General features: G+C 73.7%; 14 protein-coding genes. 10 read left to right on the top strand and 4 right to left on the bottom strand.

Features of this window, described 5'->3' with window-relative positions; translation table 11 throughout:
- From MNZ39_RS08910 to wecB, 3 genes are all read right to left on the bottom strand, one after another.
- Positions 1–2,688 carry a glycosyltransferase gene (locus tag MNZ39_RS08910; RefSeq protein WP_242337514.1) on the bottom strand — a complete coding sequence of 896 codons (2,688 nt, stop codon included), beginning with the start codon at positions 2,686–2,688 and terminating at the stop codon, positions 1–3.
- A gap of 157 nt (positions 2,689–2,845) precedes the next feature.
- Complete coding sequence (locus MNZ39_RS08905; protein WP_242337512.1) at positions 2,846–3,913, bottom strand: glycosyltransferase family 1 protein; 1,068 nt, start codon at positions 3,911–3,913, stop codon at positions 2,846–2,848.
- A 26-nt stretch (positions 3,914–3,939) separates the two neighbouring features.
- The gene (gene wecB / locus MNZ39_RS08900) at positions 3,940–5,082 is read right to left on the bottom strand and encodes a non-hydrolyzing UDP-N-acetylglucosamine 2-epimerase (protein WP_242337510.1); all 1,143 of its coding nucleotides are present in this window, start codon (positions 5,080–5,082) and stop codon (positions 3,940–3,942) included.
- A gap of 141 nt (positions 5,083–5,223) precedes the next feature.
- Here wecB and MNZ39_RS08895 point away from each other — a divergent pair, with 141 nt between their 5' ends.
- The 10 genes from MNZ39_RS08895 to MNZ39_RS08850 all read left to right on the top strand — a co-directional run bounded on the left by MNZ39_RS08895 (position 5,224) and on the right by MNZ39_RS08850 (position 15,687).
- Positions 5,224–6,495 (top strand): glycosyltransferase family 2 protein, encoded by a 1,272-nt coding sequence (locus MNZ39_RS08895; protein ID WP_242337508.1) that lies wholly within the window; start codon positions 5,224–5,226, stop codon positions 6,493–6,495.
- Positions 6,495–7,901 carry a sugar transferase gene (locus MNZ39_RS08890; protein WP_242337507.1) on the top strand — a complete coding sequence of 469 codons (1,407 nt, stop codon included), beginning with the start codon at positions 6,495–6,497 and terminating at the stop codon, positions 7,899–7,901. Before MNZ39_RS08895 ends, MNZ39_RS08890 begins: the two co-directional genes overlap by 1 nt.
- A 33-nt stretch (positions 7,902–7,934) precedes the next feature.
- A complete protein-coding gene (locus MNZ39_RS08885) occupies positions 7,935–8,549 on the top strand; it encodes an L-threonylcarbamoyladenylate synthase (protein ID WP_242337504.1) in 615 nt (204 codons plus the stop codon).
- A gap of 81 nt (positions 8,550–8,630) precedes the next feature.
- The gene (locus MNZ39_RS08880; RefSeq protein ID WP_242337502.1) at positions 8,631–9,974 is read left to right on the top strand and encodes a DUF1015 domain-containing protein; all 1,344 of its coding nucleotides are present in this window, start codon (positions 8,631–8,633) and stop codon (positions 9,972–9,974) included.
- 54 nt (positions 9,975–10,028) lie between these two features.
- Positions 10,029–11,054, top strand: coding sequence for a porphobilinogen synthase (gene hemB / locus MNZ39_RS08875; RefSeq protein WP_242337500.1), 1,026 nt, complete (start codon positions 10,029–10,031; stop codon positions 11,052–11,054).
- Entirely contained in the window at positions 11,051–11,263 is a 213-nt protein-coding gene (locus tag MNZ39_RS08870) for a DUF4177 domain-containing protein (protein WP_242337498.1), read from the top strand. Before hemB ends, MNZ39_RS08870 begins: the two co-directional genes overlap by 4 nt.
- A 4-nt stretch (positions 11,264–11,267) precedes the next feature.
- The gene (locus MNZ39_RS08865; RefSeq protein WP_242337496.1) at positions 11,268–11,804 is read left to right on the top strand and encodes an RDD family protein; all 537 of its coding nucleotides are present in this window, start codon (positions 11,268–11,270) and stop codon (positions 11,802–11,804) included.
- 90 nt (positions 11,805–11,894) lie between these two features.
- Positions 11,895–14,087 carry an ATP-grasp domain-containing protein gene (locus MNZ39_RS08860; RefSeq protein ID WP_242337494.1) on the top strand — a complete coding sequence of 731 codons (2,193 nt, stop codon included), beginning with the start codon at positions 11,895–11,897 and terminating at the stop codon, positions 14,085–14,087.
- 9 nt (positions 14,088–14,096) lie between these two features.
- Complete coding sequence (locus MNZ39_RS08855; RefSeq protein WP_242337492.1) at positions 14,097–15,488, top strand: P1 family peptidase; 1,392 nt, start codon at positions 14,097–14,099, stop codon at positions 15,486–15,488.
- A 91-nt stretch (positions 15,489–15,579) separates the two neighbouring features.
- The gene (locus tag MNZ39_RS08850) at positions 15,580–15,687 is read left to right on the top strand and encodes an aminopeptidase (protein ID WP_242337490.1); all 108 of its coding nucleotides are present in this window, start codon (positions 15,580–15,582) and stop codon (positions 15,685–15,687) included.
- A 104-nt stretch (positions 15,688–15,791) separates the two neighbouring features.
- Here MNZ39_RS08850 and MNZ39_RS08845 read toward each other — a convergent pair.
- Positions 15,792–16,699: hypothetical protein (locus MNZ39_RS08845; RefSeq protein ID WP_242337488.1), on the bottom strand; the 908-nt coding region annotated here is incomplete at its 5' end.

Genomic DNA, 16,699 nt, shown 5'->3' with positions numbered 1-16,699 from the left:
TCAGGCCCGGCGAGTCCCGGTCTTCCGCAGCCAGCGGTACGCGTCGACGTAGGCGCCCGCGTAGGCGTCGGCCATGGCGCGGACGTGGAAGGGCCCCATGACCTTCTCGCGGCCGCGCGCGCCGCGGGCACGCCACGCGTCCGGGTGGAGCGCCACCTCGCGCATCGCCGCGGCGAGCACCTCGACGTACTCCTCCGGGGGACGCTCCCCGAGCGCGACGAGCTGCTCGAGCGTCAGCTCCGACAGCCGCTCGTAGGGGCACGGGATCACGATCCCGATGTCGCCTTCGTGGATCACCTCCCGCGCCGAACCCACGTCGGAGACGACCAGCGGGAGCCCGAAGTACATGGCCTCCATGACCGCGATGCTCCACCCCTCCACGAGCGACGGGAGCACGAAGCAGTCGGCGGCGCGGATGAGGCCCGCGATCGCGTCGCGGCTGCCCCAGGGCAGGATGAGCACCCGGTCCGAGAGCCCGCCGGCGCGGACGGCCTCGTCGACCTCGCGGGCGTAGCGCGCGTCCAACGGATTGCCGACGAGCACGAGCCGCGCGCGCGGCACGTCGACGGAGACCCTCGCGAGCGCCTCGACGGTGGTCCGCTGGAGCTTGTTGGGCGTGAAGGACCCCACCTGCAGGAACACGAAGTCGCCCTCGGAAAGGCCGAGCTCCTCGCGTGAGCCCCGGGACGCGCCCTCGAGCGCGCTCGGGTCGAGCCCGTTCGGCACGATCCGCACGCGCCGCGGATCCACCCCGAAGGTCGCCTCGAAGAAGCGCCCCACCTGCGGCGACACGGCGAGGTGGAGATCCACGTCGCGCAGGCGCTCGGCACGAGCGCTCCGGGCCTGCGGGTCCAGCCACACGTAGCTCGAGTGCACGGTGTACACGGTCGAGAGACCCAGGCCGCGATAACCGGTCAGCCCGGCGACGCTGTGGTGCAGGTTCACCACCTGGAGCTGACGCTCCTGCGCCGCCGCGATCAGCCGTCCCTCGACGCCGCCCGTGACCACCACGTCCACGCCGTCCTTCTGCAGCGCCCGGCCGGTGAGGCCGCACTCCGTCGCGTGCACGAGGACGGTCGGACGGACACGCGAGCGATCGAGGTTGCGGACGAGGTCGGAGACGATCTGCTCGAGGCCGCCGCGGTCCATCCCGTCGACCTGGAAGCCGACGCGCAGCGGCTCGCGCACGGGGAGGACCCGCGCCGGCGGCTGGCGAGGCGCGCGCGCGCAGCGCTTCTCGAAGAGGCGCAGCTGCGCGATGCGGCGGGCGAGCTCCGGCTCGCGCCGGGGATCGAGGAGGAACACGCCGCCGGGCAGCTCGCGATCGAGGTGCGCCGCGACCAGGGGGTCGGCGGCGAAGAGCAGCTCGGCGCGCCTCGCCGCGGCCTCGTCCACCTGGTCGAGCGGGAGGTCGACCACGCACACCCGCAGCGCGTCGTCGGAGTCCTCGCGCTCGCGCACGGCGGGATCGCCTGCGCGCGACAGGGCGTACGCGACGACGTCCGGCGTCGCCCCCGCCGCCACGCTCCGCGCGCCCGGGATCTCGACGCCCAGCTGGAGCCAGGCGGGGCTCGAGGCCAGCGCGGCCAGCCGCTCGCCGTGCCGGTCGAGCAGGCGGTGCACGCTCTCCGCGATGCGAAGCTCGCGGGCGCGCGCGTTCAGCGTGTTCTCGTGGACGCGGTACCGGTAGAGGACCTCCTCCACGTGGCCGATCCCGAACAGCGCGTGGATCCGCAGCCAGTAGTCGTAGTCCTCGCCGCCGAACGTGTCCTCGGCGTAGGCGCCCACCACGCGGGCCGCGTCGCGCCGGTAGAGGAAGCTCGCACCGATGAAGTTGTCGCCGCTCCGGTGGAGGTTCTCCACCGTGACCTCGCGCGGCAGGCGCATCCGGCTGCGGTCGTGCGGGTCCTGGTTCTGCGGCCGGAAGAGCGGATCGTCGAGCGGGCGGCCGCGATCGTCGATGGCCTGGTAATCGGAGAAGACCATCGCCTGCTCCGGATGCGCGCGGAGGTACCCCACGAGCACCTCGAGCTGGCGCGGGAGCATCACGTTGTCCGCCGAGGTCCAGGTGTAGAACTCGCCGGTGGCGAAGTCGAACCCGTTGTTGAGGGCGGACGGGAGCTTCTGGTTCGGCTGGGTCACGACGACGACGCGCGGGTCGTCCGCGAAGCGCTCGAGGATGGGCTCGACGCCGTCGGTCGACCCGTCGTTGACCACGATGAGCTCGAGATCGCGGTACGTCTGGGCGAGGACGCTCTCGATGGACTCCGCGAGCATCGACGCCTGGTTGTAGACGGGGAGCACCACGCTCACCCGTCCGCGGCGCCCCAGGGTGAGCCCGACGACCTGTCCCCCGCCGTCCGGCAGGAGCGAGCGCGCCGCCGCCCCGACCGCTCGCATCCCGCCGAGGCGGGCCTTCGCCTTCCGGGCCAGGCCGTGCGCCACCCGCAGCGGCCAGAACCCGTCCCGGACGCGGTAGTAGACCCGCGCCGCGCGCCAGGCCGTGCTGGTCCGGATCCCCTCGAGCTCCGCCTCCGTGCGGCGAAGCCGCTCCCCGGTGCGCTCCAGGTCCTCGCGGAGCCGGGAGGTGCGGGCGCGCTCGCGGGCGAGCGCGAGCCGAGCCTCGGCGAGCTCCTTCTCGATGCCGCCGGGGTCCATGGCCGAGGCCTGCTCGGCGTCGTGCGACACGCTCTGCTCCTCGCGACGGCCTGGTGGCGGGGGGGAGGTCACGGTCGAGCTCATGCTGCGGGCACTTTGCCACGAGTGCCCGATCCCTTGGGACCCTTGATAGGGAGGACGTCGGGGCGGCGTCGCTCGGCGCCCGTGCACCTGCTCCGCGGGCAAGTCACCGCCGCCCCGTCACCCTCCGGTACACCTCCAGCGTCAGCCGCGCCGTGTCCTCCCAGCGGAACCGCCGCGCGCGCCCGCGCGCGGCCGCGGCGCGCAGCCGCGAGCCCTCGCGGTCGTCGAGGGCCGTCCGGATCGCCGCGGCGAAGGCCTCGGGGTCGGACGGGGCGGCGTAGCGCACCGTCTCGCCGCCGACCTCGCGGAGCGCGGGGATGTCGCTCGCGACCGCGGGCGTCCCGGCCGCCATCGCCTCCGCGAGGGGCAACCCGAACCCCTCCCGCACCGAGGGCATGACGAAGCAGGCGGCGCCCGCGTACAGCGCGGGCAGCTCGTCGTCCGGGACCGTCCCCGCGAGCTGCACGTGCGGGGCGAGATCGCCGAGCGGCAGCGACTGGGTGAGCCCGCGCCGCCCCGCGATGACGAGGCGCAGGTCGCGCCCCTCGCGGCGCAGGAGCCGGAGCACGTCGAGCAGGACCGGCAGGTTCTTGCGCGGCTCGAGGGTGCCGACCGCGAGCAGGTAGGGCGCGCGGGGGCCTTCCGGCGCGCGCGCCTCGAAGAAGACCGGGTCGACGCCGTTCGGCGTGACGTGCACGCGCTCGCGCGGGACCCCCGTCGCGCGCACGAGCTCCTCCCGCGCCGCCTCCGACGGCGTGAACACCGCGGCGGCGCGCGCGAGCGCCTGCGGGTACAGCGGCCGCGCGTACCAGCGCTGCTCGGCGGGCAGGGCGTCGGGCTCGAGCCACGGCGTCGCGTCGTGGACGGTGACGGCGGAGCGCCCGCGCCAGAGGAGCGGGGTGGGGGAGCCTGGCGAGTGGAGCAGGTCCACGCGCGCGCCGGCGGCGGCGAGCGGGAGCCACGCCTGGTCGAGCGCGACGCGCGTGCGGAGCGGCGCGGCGCGCTGCTCGACCTCGAGCTCGGCGATGCTCGGCGGCGGGTCCGGCCGGGTGAAGAGGACGAGCTCTCCCGGCGCCAGCGCCGCGAGCGCGCGGGCGAGGCCGATCGCGTGGCGCTCGGGGCCGGCGAGGCGGTCGGGGCGGAGCCAGGTGAAGTCGATGCCTACGCGCACGGGCGCTCGCTCGCGGATCGCCGTCTTCAGGCCGCCGCCCACTCGGCCGGAACGCCCGACGGCGAGAGCCCGAGCGCGTCGCCGATCCGCGCGCTCGCGCGCCCGTCGCCGTAGAGATCGACCCGGCGCGCCATCCGGGCGTAGGCGGCGCCGTCCCGGAGCAGGGAGGTGCAGGCCTCGCGGATCACCTCGCGGCTCGTCCCGACGAGCCGCGACACGCCGGCCTCGACGCTCTCCTGCCGCTCCGTGACGTCACGCATGACGAGCACCGGCTTCCCGAGCGCGGAGGCCTCCTCCTGGATCCCGCCGGAGTCCGTCAGGATGAAGCGGCTCCGGCGCGCGAGCCACACGAGCGCCGGGTACTCGACCGGCTCGACGAGGTGCACGTTCGGCAGCCCGGAGAGGATGCGGAAGACCGGTTCCCGGACGTTGGGGTTGAGGTGCACCGGGTAGAGGATCTCGACGTCGTTCGCGCTCGCCACGTCCCGGATGGCCTCGCACAGCTCCTCGAACGGTCGCCCGAAGCTCTCGCGCCGATGGCCGGTGACGAGCACGAGGGGGCGCTCCGCGCGCAGCGGGAACCGCGCCGCGTACATCTCGTCGAGCCCCTTTTCACGGAGGGTCTCGATCGCGAGGAGGAGCGCGTCGATCCCGGTGTTGCCGACCACCCGGATGCGGTCCTCCGGGATCCCCTCCGCGAGGAGGCTCGCCTTCGCGCGCGCCGTCGGCGCGAGGTGCAGGTCGGCGAGCCGCGCGGTGAGCACGCGGTTCATCTCCTCGGGGTACGGCGCCCAGCGGTCGCCGCTGCGCAGCCCCGCCTCGACGTGTGCGACCCGGACCTTGCGGTGAAAGGCGGCGAGCGCCGTCGCGAAGCACGTGGTCGTGTCGCCCTGGACGACCACCCAGTCCGGGCGGCGCGACTCGAGCAGCCGATCCACCCCCGTGAGAGTCCGGGCGGCCACGTCCGACAGCGTCTGGTTCGTGCGCATGATCTCGAGGTCGTGATCGACGTCAACCCCGAAGAAGGAGACCACCTGGGTAACCATCTCCCGATGTTGCCCCGTGAGGCATACCTCCACGTGGGCCCCGGGGCGTTGCCGGAGATCGTGTACGAGGGGAGCGAGCTTCACCGCCTCGGGACGGGTTCCGAAGACGATCAGGATGCGCATTTCGCCAAACGTTACCAAGAGTAGCGACGTGTGGATATAAAGACCTGGGGACGGTGGAGGCAGCTCTCGATCACACTCGCCGGCGGTCGCGATGAGCGCCCGGCCGCGTGAGCGCGGGGCGGCGCCCCAGGGAGACTTACGATGATCCTGCTGCACGCGCTCGAGTGGGGACTGCTCGTGCTGGGCGTCTACACTTTTGCGGTCGCGCTGTGTGGCTTCCTCCCGCGCCGGAAGAGCGCCGCCGTCGAGCCGCTGCACCGCTTCGTCGTCGTCGTCCCGGCGCACGACGAGGCGGCGGTGATCGGCGACGCGGTCCGCGCGCTCACGCAGCTCGACTATCCCCGCCGCATGTTCCGCGTCGTGGTCGTCGCCGACAACTGTAGCGACGACACCGCGGCGCGCGCGCGGACCGCGGGCGCGGACGAGGTGCTCGAGCGCGACGAGCCCGGGAGCACGGGGAAGGGTCACGCCCTCCGGTGGGCGCTCGAGCGCGTCGCGTCGCGCTGGACCCCCGACGCGATCTGCGTGTTCGACGCCGACAACGTCATGTCCCCCAACTTCCTCACGGTCATGAACGCGCGGCTCGCCGCGGGCGCGCACGTCGTGCAGGGCTACCTCGACACGAAGAACCCGGACGACAGCTGGGTGACGAAGGCGATCTCCACCGGCTACTCGGTGTCGTCGCGCCTCTTCCAGCTCTCGCGCGAGAACCTCGGCATGTCCGCGGCGCTCGGCGGGACGGGCTACTGCATCCGGACGTCCACGCTGCACGCCTTCCCGCCGGATCCCGCCTGCGTGACGGACGACGCGGAGCTGCAGATGCGGCTCCTCCGCGAGGGCATCCGCGTGGAGTGGGCGCACGACGCCGTCACGTTCGACGAGAAGCCGCTCACGATGAGGGCGTCGAACGCGCAGCGGACGCGCTGGATGCAGGGCCGCTGGGACGTCGCGCGGCGGCACCTCCTCCCGCTCCTCGCGCGGGCGCTCCGCCACGGCGATCAGGCGGCGCTCGACGGCGCCATCGCGTGCGTGCAGCCCTCGCGCTCCGCGGTGGCGGTGCTCGCGGCCGGCGTCGCGGCGGTGCACGCGGTGGCCGCGCTCCGGGGCTCGGCGCTCGCGGCGGCGTTCTCCGTTCCGCTCCCCGCCTGGGGCGCGCTCCTCGCGTGCTACGCGGTGTTCCCCATGGCGGCGATGCGCGCCGAGGGGATGCCGGCGCGCGCGTTCGTGCGCTACGCGTACACGGCGATCTTCAACTCCACCTGGCTGCCCATCCTCGTGCGCGGGCTCTTGCGCATCGGGAAGCGCGACTGGGTCTCGACGCAGCACACGCGCAGCATCCCGCTCGAGGCGCGGCTCGCGGAGCGCCGCCCCGCGCCCGGGGGAAAGCCACCCGGCTCGGAGCGGGTGGCCTGATGCTGAAGCAGCGCGCGCGAGCGGTCGCTGCCGGGCTTCGGGGGCTCGATCTCGGGCTCCTGGTGCTCGCCTTCGGCCTCGCGTACTGGGTGCGCAGCGCGCTGCCCGGCACCCTCCCGGATCTCTACGCGCCCGACCGCTACCTGGCGTGGGTCGCGGCCGCGCTGCTCCTGTGGAGCCCCGCCGCGGGGGCCTCCCACGTGTACGCCGCGTACAGGACGCGCTCGCTCGGGGTCGAGGTGCTGCGCCTCGGCCGCGCCACGGTCACCCTCGCGCTCCTCCTCGGCACCGGGACGTTCATCGCGCACGACCACCAGCTCTCGCGCCTGCTCTTCGGGATCTGGCTCGCGACGGCGCTCGCGCTCTTCGCCGCGAGCCGGGTGGTGCTCCGGACCACCGCGCGCGCCGTCCGCCGGCGGGGCCGGAACACCCGCGCGTTCGCGGTGGTCGGCAGCGGGCCGCTCGCGGTGGCGATGGCGCGTCGGCTCGGGACGCGGCGGGAGTGGGGGCTCAGGTTCTGCGGGTACATCGTCGAGCCGGACGGAGCGGTTCGTCGAGGGGCCCAGGTGCTGGGCGCGATCGAGGACATGGGGAAGATCCTCGACCTGCACGTGCTGGATCTGGTCGTGGTCGCGGTGGGGCGCGATCGGCTCCGGGACGTCGAGGAGGCCATCGCGCTGTGCGAGGAGCAGGGGGTTCCGGTGAAGATCGCCCTCGACCTCTTCCCGGCGATCGACGCGCAGCTCGAGATCGAGGAGCTCGACGGGATCCCGCTCCTCTCCCTCGCGTCCGGTCCCCAGGAGGTGCTGCCGCTCCTCGCGAAGCGTGCCTTCGACGTCGTCCTGAGCGCCCTCGGCCTCCTCGTCCTCTCGCCCGTCCTCGCGCTCGTCGCGCTCGCCGTGCGGCTCGACTCCCCGGGCCCGGTGCTGTTCCGGCAGCGGCGCGTCGGCCTCAACGGCCGCGAGTTCACCCTGTACAAGCTCCGCTCGATGCGGGTCGGCGCAGAGGACGAGCTCCACGCCCTGCGCCAGCACAACGAGGCGGACGGGCCGGTCTTCAAGATGCGCGACGATCCGCGCGTGACGGCGGTCGGCCGCTTCATCCGCCGGGCCTCGCTCGACGAGCTCCCGCAGCTCTGGAACGTGCTCTGCGGCGAGATGAGCGTCGTCGGCCCGCGCCCGCCCCTCCCGGAGGAGGTGCGCCGCTACGAGCGCTGGCAGCGCCGGCGCCTCTCGATGAAGCCCGGGATCACCTGCACCTGGCAGATCTCGGGCCGCTCCGATCTCGAGTTCGATCGCTGGATGGAGCTCGACCTCGCCTACATCGACGGCTGGTCGCTGTGGCGGGACCTGCGCATCGTCGCCCAGACGATCCCGGCCGTCCTGCTCCGGCGCGGGGCGCGCTGACGCGCCGCTCCGGCCCGACTATCCTTCGAGGCCGTGCCGCCGCTCCCCGCCGATCTCGACGCTCGCGTCACCGCCGCCGCGGACGTGCTCCGGCGCGGCGGCCTCGTGGCCTATCCCACCGAGACGTTCTACGGGCTCGGCGCGCTCGCCCGCGACGAGGCCGCGCTCGGCAGGCTCGCCCGCGCGAAGCTCCGCCCGGAGGGCAAGCCCCTGCCGCTCCTCGCGGCGGACGTCGGCCAGGTGGAGGCGGTCGCCGGGCTCACGGGCATCGCGGCCCGCCTCGCCGCGCGCTTCTGGCCCGGGCCGCTCACGCTGGTGCTCCCCGCGCTCCCGGGGCTCGACCCCGCGGTCACGGCCGGCGCCGGGACCGTCGCCATCCGCGTCCCCGGCAGCGAGGTCGCGCGGGCCCTCGCCCGGCGGGCGGGCGGGGCCATCGTGTCGACGTCTGCGAACCTCTCCGGCGAGGCGCCGCCGACCGACGCCGGAGACCTCTCGGCGGACCTCCTCTCGCGCATCGACCACGTCCTCGACGGCGGGCGCACGCCGGGCGGGCTGCCGAGCACGATCGTGGAGGTGGAGGGGGACAGCGTCCGCCTCCTGCGCGAGGGCGCCATCCCATTCGACGCCGTGCGCGCCGCGGCCGACTGACGCAAGGGGGCTGCTCCGGATGCGCGCGGTCACCTCGGGCGCCTTGCACCCCGCGGGGCGCTGATCTAGCGTCCCACCCCCATGGCGGAGATCGCCCCGTTTCACGGAATCCGATACGCCGCCTCGAAGGGCCGCGCGCTCGCACAGCTCATCGCGCCGCCCTACGACCTCATCTCGCAGGAGCAGCGCGACGAGCTGCTCCGGCGCAGCACCGAGAACGTGGTCCACATCACCCTCGGCGAGGAGCGCCCCGGCGACGGGCCGGCGCAGAACCGCTACACGCGCGCCGCGGAGTACTTCCGCCGCTGGCTCGCCGAGGGCGTGCTGCGCCGCGACCCCACCCCGGCGCTCTACCCGCTGGAGCAGAGCTTCTGGTCGCCGGATGGGCGGCGCCTCAAGCGGCGCGGCTTCATGGCCGCCGTGCGGCTGCACGAGTTCCGCGAGGGCATCATCGTCCCGCACGAGAAGACGCTCGTCGCGCCCAAGGCGGACCGGCTCGAGATCCTGAGGCACGTGGGCGCGAACCTCTCGCCCATCTTCGGCCTGTACCGGGACGAGGCGCAGGTCACGGCGCGGACGCTCGACGCGGCGACCGCGGCGGAGCCGGTGGCGGACACCGACTCCGACGACGGCGTGCACCACCGCATGTGGCGGACCGAGGACCCGGCGCTCGTGTCCGCGCTCACCGAGCTCGTCGCGCGGCAGCGCGTCTTCATCGCCGACGGGCACCACCGCTACGAGACGGCGCTCGTGTACCAGCGCCAGCTCGAGGAGGCGAACCCCGGCCTCCCCGCGGACGGCGGGCACCACTACATCCTCATGTTCCTGTGCCCGATGAACGACCCGGGCCTGTTCCTGTTCCCCACGCACCGGCTCCTGTTCGGCCTGAAGGACCTCTCCCTCCCGCGCTTCGTCGAGCGGCTCGAGCGCTACTTCACGGTGGAGACGCTCCCCGAGGACATCCGCCGCCCGGCGGGCCGCGCCTGGGCCATCTCCAAGCTCGCCGAGCACGGGGGCAAGGCGAGCACCTTCATCCTCCTCTCCGCCGAGGACCAGAAGGCGCGCGTGGTCACGCTGCGCGACGACGTGGACCTCTCCGACGCGGAGCTGCCCGCGAACCAGATGCTGCGGGCGCTCGACGTGACGGTGCTGCACTCGATCGTCTTCCAGCACCTGCTCGGCCTCTCGCCGCGGGCGCAGGAGAACCAGGAGAACCTCACCTACGTCCGCGACGCGGGCGAGGCGGTGAACCGGGTCCTCTCCGGCGAGCATCAGCTCGGGTTCCTCCTGAACCCCACGCCGATGTGGCAGGTCGAGGCGATCGGCGACGCGGGCGAGACGATGCCGCAGAAGAGCACGCTCTTCTACCCGCGCCTCCAGAGCGGCCTCGTGATGCGCCAGGTGAACCCCCGGGAGCGGCCCTAGCCGGCGAGGCCGCGCTTCTTTGTCCAAACCCGCAGTCTGCGATAGAAAACCGTCATGCCCTTCCCCCAGGACCGCCCCCGCCGCCTGCGCCGCAACGAGGCGCTGCGCAGCCTCGTCCGCGAGACGCACCTCGCGCCCGACGACCTCGTCTGGCCGCTGTTCGTGCTCCCCGGCAAGCGCGTGCGGAACCCGGTGAAGTCGATGCCGGGCGTCTTCCAGCTGTCGGTCGACGAGCTCGTCGCGGAGGCGCAGGCCGGGTACGAGGCGGGCGTCCGCTCCGTGATCCTGTTCGGGATCCCCGAGCACAAGGACGAGATCGGCAGCGGGGCCTACGACGAGAACGGCGTCGTCCCGCAGGCGATCCGCGCGCTCAAGGCAAAGGTCCCCGGGCTCGTCGTGATGACCGACGTGTGCATGTGCGAGTACACGGACCACGGCCACTGCGGCATCCTCAAGGCGCCGAAGGCCGGCGGCCCCGGGCAGGATCTCTCGGTCGACAACGACGCGACCCTGCCGCTCCTCGCCAAGGAGGCGGTCGCGCACGCCCGCGCCGGCGCCGACATCGTCGCCCCGTCGGACATGATGGACGGCCGCGTCGCCGCGATCCGGGCGGCGCTCGACGCCGAGGGGTACGGAGACGTGCCCGTCCTCTCCTACGCCGCGAAGTTCGCCGGCGCGTTCTACGGCCCGTTCCGCGACGCCGCGGAGAGCGCGCCGCGCGAGGGGCCGGGCATCCCCAAGGATCGCAAGGGCTACCAGATGGACCCCGGCAACTGGCGGGAGGCGCTCCGCGAGGTGGCGCTCGACGTCGCCGAGGGCGCCGACATGGTGATGGTGAAGCCCGCGGTGCCGTACCTCGACATCGTGCGGCTCATCCGCGATCGCTTCGAGCTGCCGGTCGCCGCGTACCACGTGTCCGGCGAGTACGCGATGATCAAGGCCGCCGCCGAGCGCGGCTGGATCGACGAGGCGCGGGTCGTGCTCGAGACCCTGCTCTGCTGCCGCCGCGCCGGCGCCGACCTCATCCTCACCTACTACGCGAAGGAGGCCGCGCACCTCCTCACCGGGAAGCGCGGGTGACCCGCGGAGCGTCCCAGCCCGACGAGCCCGGCGGGGCGGCCTCGTACAAGGTCGTCGAGGTCTCGCCCGTCGGCGAGGAGAGCCTGGAGGGGGCGCTGAACCGCTGGACCGCGGAGGGCTTCGCCTTGGAGTCGGTGCACTTCGTCATGCGCGAGGGGTCGCACCGCCCGGCGATGGCCTACCTGTTCTTCGTGCGGGGGAGCGCGTAGCGAGATGCGCGACGCGAGGCGAGAGGGCAGCCCGTACCCCAAGGCGGACCTGTCGCTCCGCGCGCTCGCGCGGCTCGCCGACTTCACCCTCGCGCTCGTCCTCGCCCAGGCGTCGCCGCAGGTGGGGCCGCTCCTCGCCGCGCTCTACCTGCTCGTCGCCGACGGCCTGCTCTCCGGGCAGTCCATCGGCAAGAAGATCTTCGGCGTGCGCACGGTCGTGGTGCCGCGCCGGGCGCCGGCCGGCTACCGCGAGTCCATGCTGCGCAACGCGCCGTTCGCGCTCGTCGCCATCTTCTACGCGGTGCCGCTGCTCTGGCCCGTGCTGTTCGTCGCCGGCGTGCCGATCGTCGCCTTCGAGGCGTACATGATCTACACGGACCGGCTCGGCGTCCGGATCGGCGACATCTTCGCCGACACGCAGGTGGTCGACGGGAAGGTGCTGGCGAAGGACGCGGCCGTGGCGCCCGACCTCGCCGCCACGCCGGCGCCGCCGCCCTCCGCGAGCGCGACGCGCGGCGGCGCGGCCCGGTCGGCCGCCTAGGAGCATGACCCGCGAACCGCCAGCGAGCGAGGCGAGCCCGCCGCGGCGGAGGCGCAGCCCCCGTTAGTTCCTTCCAGGAGCCGGCCCACGATGCGCATCGCGCTCACGCACAACCTTCGACTCTCCGACTCCGAGGAGGAGGCCGAGTTCGACACCCGCGAGACCGTCGACGCCCTGGCGGCCGCCATCGAGCGCCTCGGCCACCGCGTCGAGCGGATCGAGGTCTCCGGGCCGGCGTCGCGCACCGTCGCGCGCCTCGAGGCGTTCGGGCCGGACCTCATCTTCAACACCGCCGAGGGGCGGCGCGGCCGCTTCCGCGAGGCGTTCTTCCCGGCGCTCTTCGACGAGCTCGGGATGCCGTACACCGGCTCCGACGCCTACGCCCTCGCGCTCACGCTCGACAAGCAGCTCACGAAGCTCGTGCTCGCCCAGCACGGGGTCACGACGCCGCGCTGGCAGTACCTCGAGGACGCGCAGAAGCTCCAGCCCAACGCCCTGCGCTACCCCGTCATCGTGAAGCCCAACTTCGAGGGCAGCTCGAAGGGCATCACGCAGGACTCGGTGGTCGAGGACGCCCTGCGGCTCCACGAGGTGGTGCGCGAGTCCCTCCGGCGCTACCCCGCGGGGCTCCTCGTGGAGGAGTTCATCGTCGGGCGGGACGTGACGGTGCCGTTCCTCGAGGCGGCCGCGCCGGAGCGGCACGGCGTGCTGCAGCCGGTCGAGTACGTCATCGACGAGGCGGCCACCGCCTCCCGCCGGTACGCCATCTACGACTACGAGCTCAAGACCAAGCTCGACCGGTACGTGTCCGTGCGCGCGCCGGCGAAGGTGAAGCGGAGCCAGGCCGAGCGGATCCAGCAGCTCTGCGAGACCGTCTACCGCCAGCTCGGGATCCGCGATCTCGGCCGGATCGACCTGCGCCTCGGCGACGACGGCGGGATCTACTTCCTGGAGATCAACGCGCTGCCCTCCCTCGAGCCCGGGGCGGGCATCTACGCCTCCGCCGCGCTCGAGGGGCTCCACGACGACGCCGTGCTCGGCGCGGTCATCCAGAGCGCGACGCGCCGCTTCAACATCGCCGAGCCGCGCGGACGGCGCGGCCGCCCGAGGCGCACCGAGCGGCTCAAGGTCGGCTTCACCTTCAACGTGAAGCGGCTCACGCCGGACCCGTCGGGCGAGGGGGACGAGGAGGCCGAGTACGACTCCCCGAAGACGCTCCAGGCGATCCGCGAGGCCATCGCGAGCTACGGCCACGAGGTGGTCGATCTCGAGGCGACGACCGAGCTGCCCTTCGTCCTCGCGGCGACGCCGGTGGACGTCGTGTTCAACATCGCCGAGGGGTTCCGGGGCCGGAACCGCGAGTCGGCGGTCCCGGCGCTCCTCGAGCTCCTCGACATCCCGTACACGGGGTCGGATCCCGCCGCGCTCTCGGTCTCGCTCGACAAGGCGCTCGCGAAGCGCATGGTCCGGACGCACGGGGTGCTCACGCCCGACTACGTGGTGATGCACACCGGGAAGGAGCGGCTCCCGCGCGAGCTCTCGTTCCCGCTCCTCGTGAAGCCCGTCGCGGAGGGGACCTCGAAGGGCGTCACGAAGAAGTCCATCGTGCGCGACGAGGTCGAGCTGCGCGAGGTCGCGCGCGAGCTCATCGCGAAGTACCGCCAGCCGGCGCTCGTCGAGGCGTACGTCGCCGGGCGCGAGTTCACGGTGGGGCTCCTCGGCGAGCGCCGCCCGCGCGTGCTGCCGCCCATGGAGATCGTCTTCCTCGACGCGAGCGATCCCACGCCCATCTACTCGTTCGAGATGAAGCAGGACTGGAACGAGCACATCCGCTACGAGGTCCCCGCGAAGCTCGCGCCGCGCGAGCTCGACCGGCTCGAGAAGGCTGCGCGCGAGTGCTTCACCGCGCTCGGCTGCCGCGACATCGCGCGGGTGGACTTCCGCATGGACGCGGAGGGCCGGATCTACTTCATCGAGTGCAACCCGCTGCCGGGGCTCGCGCCCGGGTGGTCGGACCTCGTGCTCATCTCGCAGGCCGCCGGGATCGACTACCGCGGGCTCATCGGCGAGATCCTCGCGTTCGCGATCCGGCGCTACCAGGAGCGGGAGCGAGAGCGGGAGCGGGCCCGGCGGGCGCAGGCGGCGGCCGAGCGCGAGGCCCTCGCGGAGCGCGCCGTGGCGGAGCGGGGCGCGCACGCGCAGGCGGTCGCGGGCGCCGCCAACGGGTCGAACGGCTCGGAGAAGCCTTCCGGGACGCCCGGCGAGGGCGCGCCGCCCGTATAATCGCGGGCGATGCCCGACGACCGCCCGACGAACGAGCCGCGCCGCCGCGCGCGGGAGCTGGGGATCCCGCTCGGGCGCTACAAGACCGGGCGCTGGAACGCGATCACCGACGTCGCGGGCGTGAAGGTCGGCCACGCGACGATCATCCGCGGGGCCGCGGGGCCGCTCAAGGTGGGGAAGGCGCCGGTGCGCACCGGCGTCACCGCGATCCTCCCGAACCCGGCGAACGTGTTCGAGGAGCGCGTCGTCGGCGGCGGCTTCATCCTGAACGGGGCGGGCGAGGTCTCGGGGATGACCCAGCTCCTCGAGTGGGGCCTCATCGAGACGCCGATCTTCCTCACCAACACGCTCTCCGTCGGCGCGGTCTCGGACGCCGCCGTGAAGTGGATGATCGACCGGTTCCCGGGCATCGGGCACGAGCACGACGTCATCATCCCGCTCGTCGGCGAGTGCGACGACTCCTGGCTGAACGACATCGCCGGCCGGCACGTGCACGAGGAGCACGTGACCGAGGCGCTCCGGACCGCGAGCGACGGGCCGGTCGCGGAGGGGAGCGTGGGCGGCGGGACGGGGATGATCACCTGCGACTTCAAGGCGGGGATCGGCACCGCGAGCCGCAAGCTCCCGGAGGTGCTCGGCGGCTACACCGTGGGCGTGCTCGTCATGTCGAACTTCGGCGTGATGCGGCAGCTCCGCGTGGGCGGGCTCCCGGTCGGCGAGGTGCTCGAGGCGCGGTACCGCTCGGCCCCGCGCCGGAGCCAGAACTACGGCTCCATCATCGCGGTGATCGCGACGGACGCGCCGCTCATCACCCACCAGCTCAACCGGCTCGCCAAGCGGGCCGCGCTCGGCATCGGCCGCGTCGGCTCGACCGCGATGCACGGCTCGGGCGAGATCGTCCTCGCGTTCTCGACGGCCAACAAGGTGCCGCGCGAGTCGCGCAAGATGGTCTACCGGGTGAAGATCCTCCTCGACCAGCGGCTCGATCCGCTCTACGAGGCCGTGATCGAGGCGACCGAGGAGGCGATCCTCAACTCCCTCTGCATGGCGCGCGACATGGACGGCGCGAACGGCCACGTCTCCCGGGCGCTGCCGCTCGCCGACGTGAAGGAGCTCGTGCAGCACTGGACGTCGCGTCACGGCGCCGAGCCCGCTCCGGCTGGCCGCCGGCCGCAGCCAGAGCCGGGCGCGGCGCCGAGGATCCCCGCCGCCGTCGCGAAGCCGAGCGCGGCTCGGGGCGCCGAGGGCATGCCGCGGCCGACGCGGCCTGCGGGCGCGCCGCCGCCGGCGAGGATCGAGCGGGCGGACGCGCGCAGCGACTCGCAGGAGGCCAAGGCGGAGGGCGCAGCGACGGGGGAGGGCGCCCCTCGCCCGGACGGCGGCGAGACGCCGGACCGCTGACGCTCTGGCGCGCCCGGCCCCGGCGTGCGATACACCGTCGCCGGGACGACTTTTCCCCATCGGTCGACACGACCCGACCCACGGAGGCCCCATGGCCAACTCGAAGAGCAAGCACATGCGGATGAAGAGCGAGCGGCGCCGGAAGTGGAAGGCCCGCAAGCGTCGCCAGAAGGCCTCCAAGGGCCAGGCGAAGAAGTAGCGCGCCGCGCGACGGCGCTCGCTTCACGAGCGGCGGGGCGGCCTCCGGGCCGTGCCCGCCGTCGCGCTTTCCGGCTCCCTGCCCGGTCCGGGCCGTCCGCCCGATCAGAACCGCAGCGCCAGCCCGAGCTCCGGCCCCGAGAAGTGGAGCTGCGGGCCGTCCTTCCGATCGCCCGAGACGTCGATCGCCCGCCAGCCGAGCGTGAGCGCCAGCGGACCGCCCCGGAACGCCGCCGCGAGCCGGGCGTCGGTGACGGGAACCGGGGTCGGCGTCACGCGGGCGTGACCCTCGACGCCGAACGGCCCGACGAGGCCGAGGTGGCCGGACACCCCCACGTCCGGCCCGAACGCGATCGTCCCCGCGTACGGCTCGCCGACGAGCCCGCCCGAGTCGGGCATCGACAGCATCGACGCGCCGACCTCGAGCCGCATCCGGTAGGAGGGCGCGGACAGGAACGACCAGGTTGCGTGCATCGTGCCCCACCCCAGCGTGGCCGCGTCGTTGGTCATCGCGCCGCGCAGGCGGTCGCGGCCCACGGCGCCGATGCTGGCGTGGAACCCGAGGTGACGCCCCTCGATGACGAGGTCGAGCACGCCGGCGCCGCCTCGCGTGTGGCCGGCCGCCTGGAGCGACAGGAGCGTCGTCGTGCGGTCCGGGCTCCCCTCGGGCGGTGGGAGATAGGCCTCCGGCGGATAGGGCACGTAGGGCCGGTACATGGGGTAGTAGCCCCACCCCCAGCCGAGCCCCCACCAGAACGGCGCGATCCCGAGGGCGTACGCCGGGTACGGGTAGTATGGATAGGACGGATAGTATGGGTAGTAGGGGGAGTAGGGGTAGCGAGGAGAATACGGCCCCGGCGCCGGGCGGTGGCTCGGCGGCACCGTGCCGGTGGGCGGCGGCGCGGGGCGGACCGCGGCGCTGCCGCGCGGGGGTGCGGGCCGGGTGCCGTAGTACGGGGACTGGGTCGCCCGGGTGGGCGCGCCGGAGGGCCCGACGCGAGGCTGGCCGGCCC

This window comes from Anaeromyxobacter sp. SG66, from assembly GCF_022690805.1.
Lineage (GTDB): Bacteria > Myxococcota > Myxococcia > Myxococcales > Anaeromyxobacteraceae > Anaeromyxobacter > Anaeromyxobacter soli.
The sequence above is the reverse complement of the archived record's forward strand: the minus strand, read 5'-3'. Positions and strand labels throughout refer to the sequence as shown.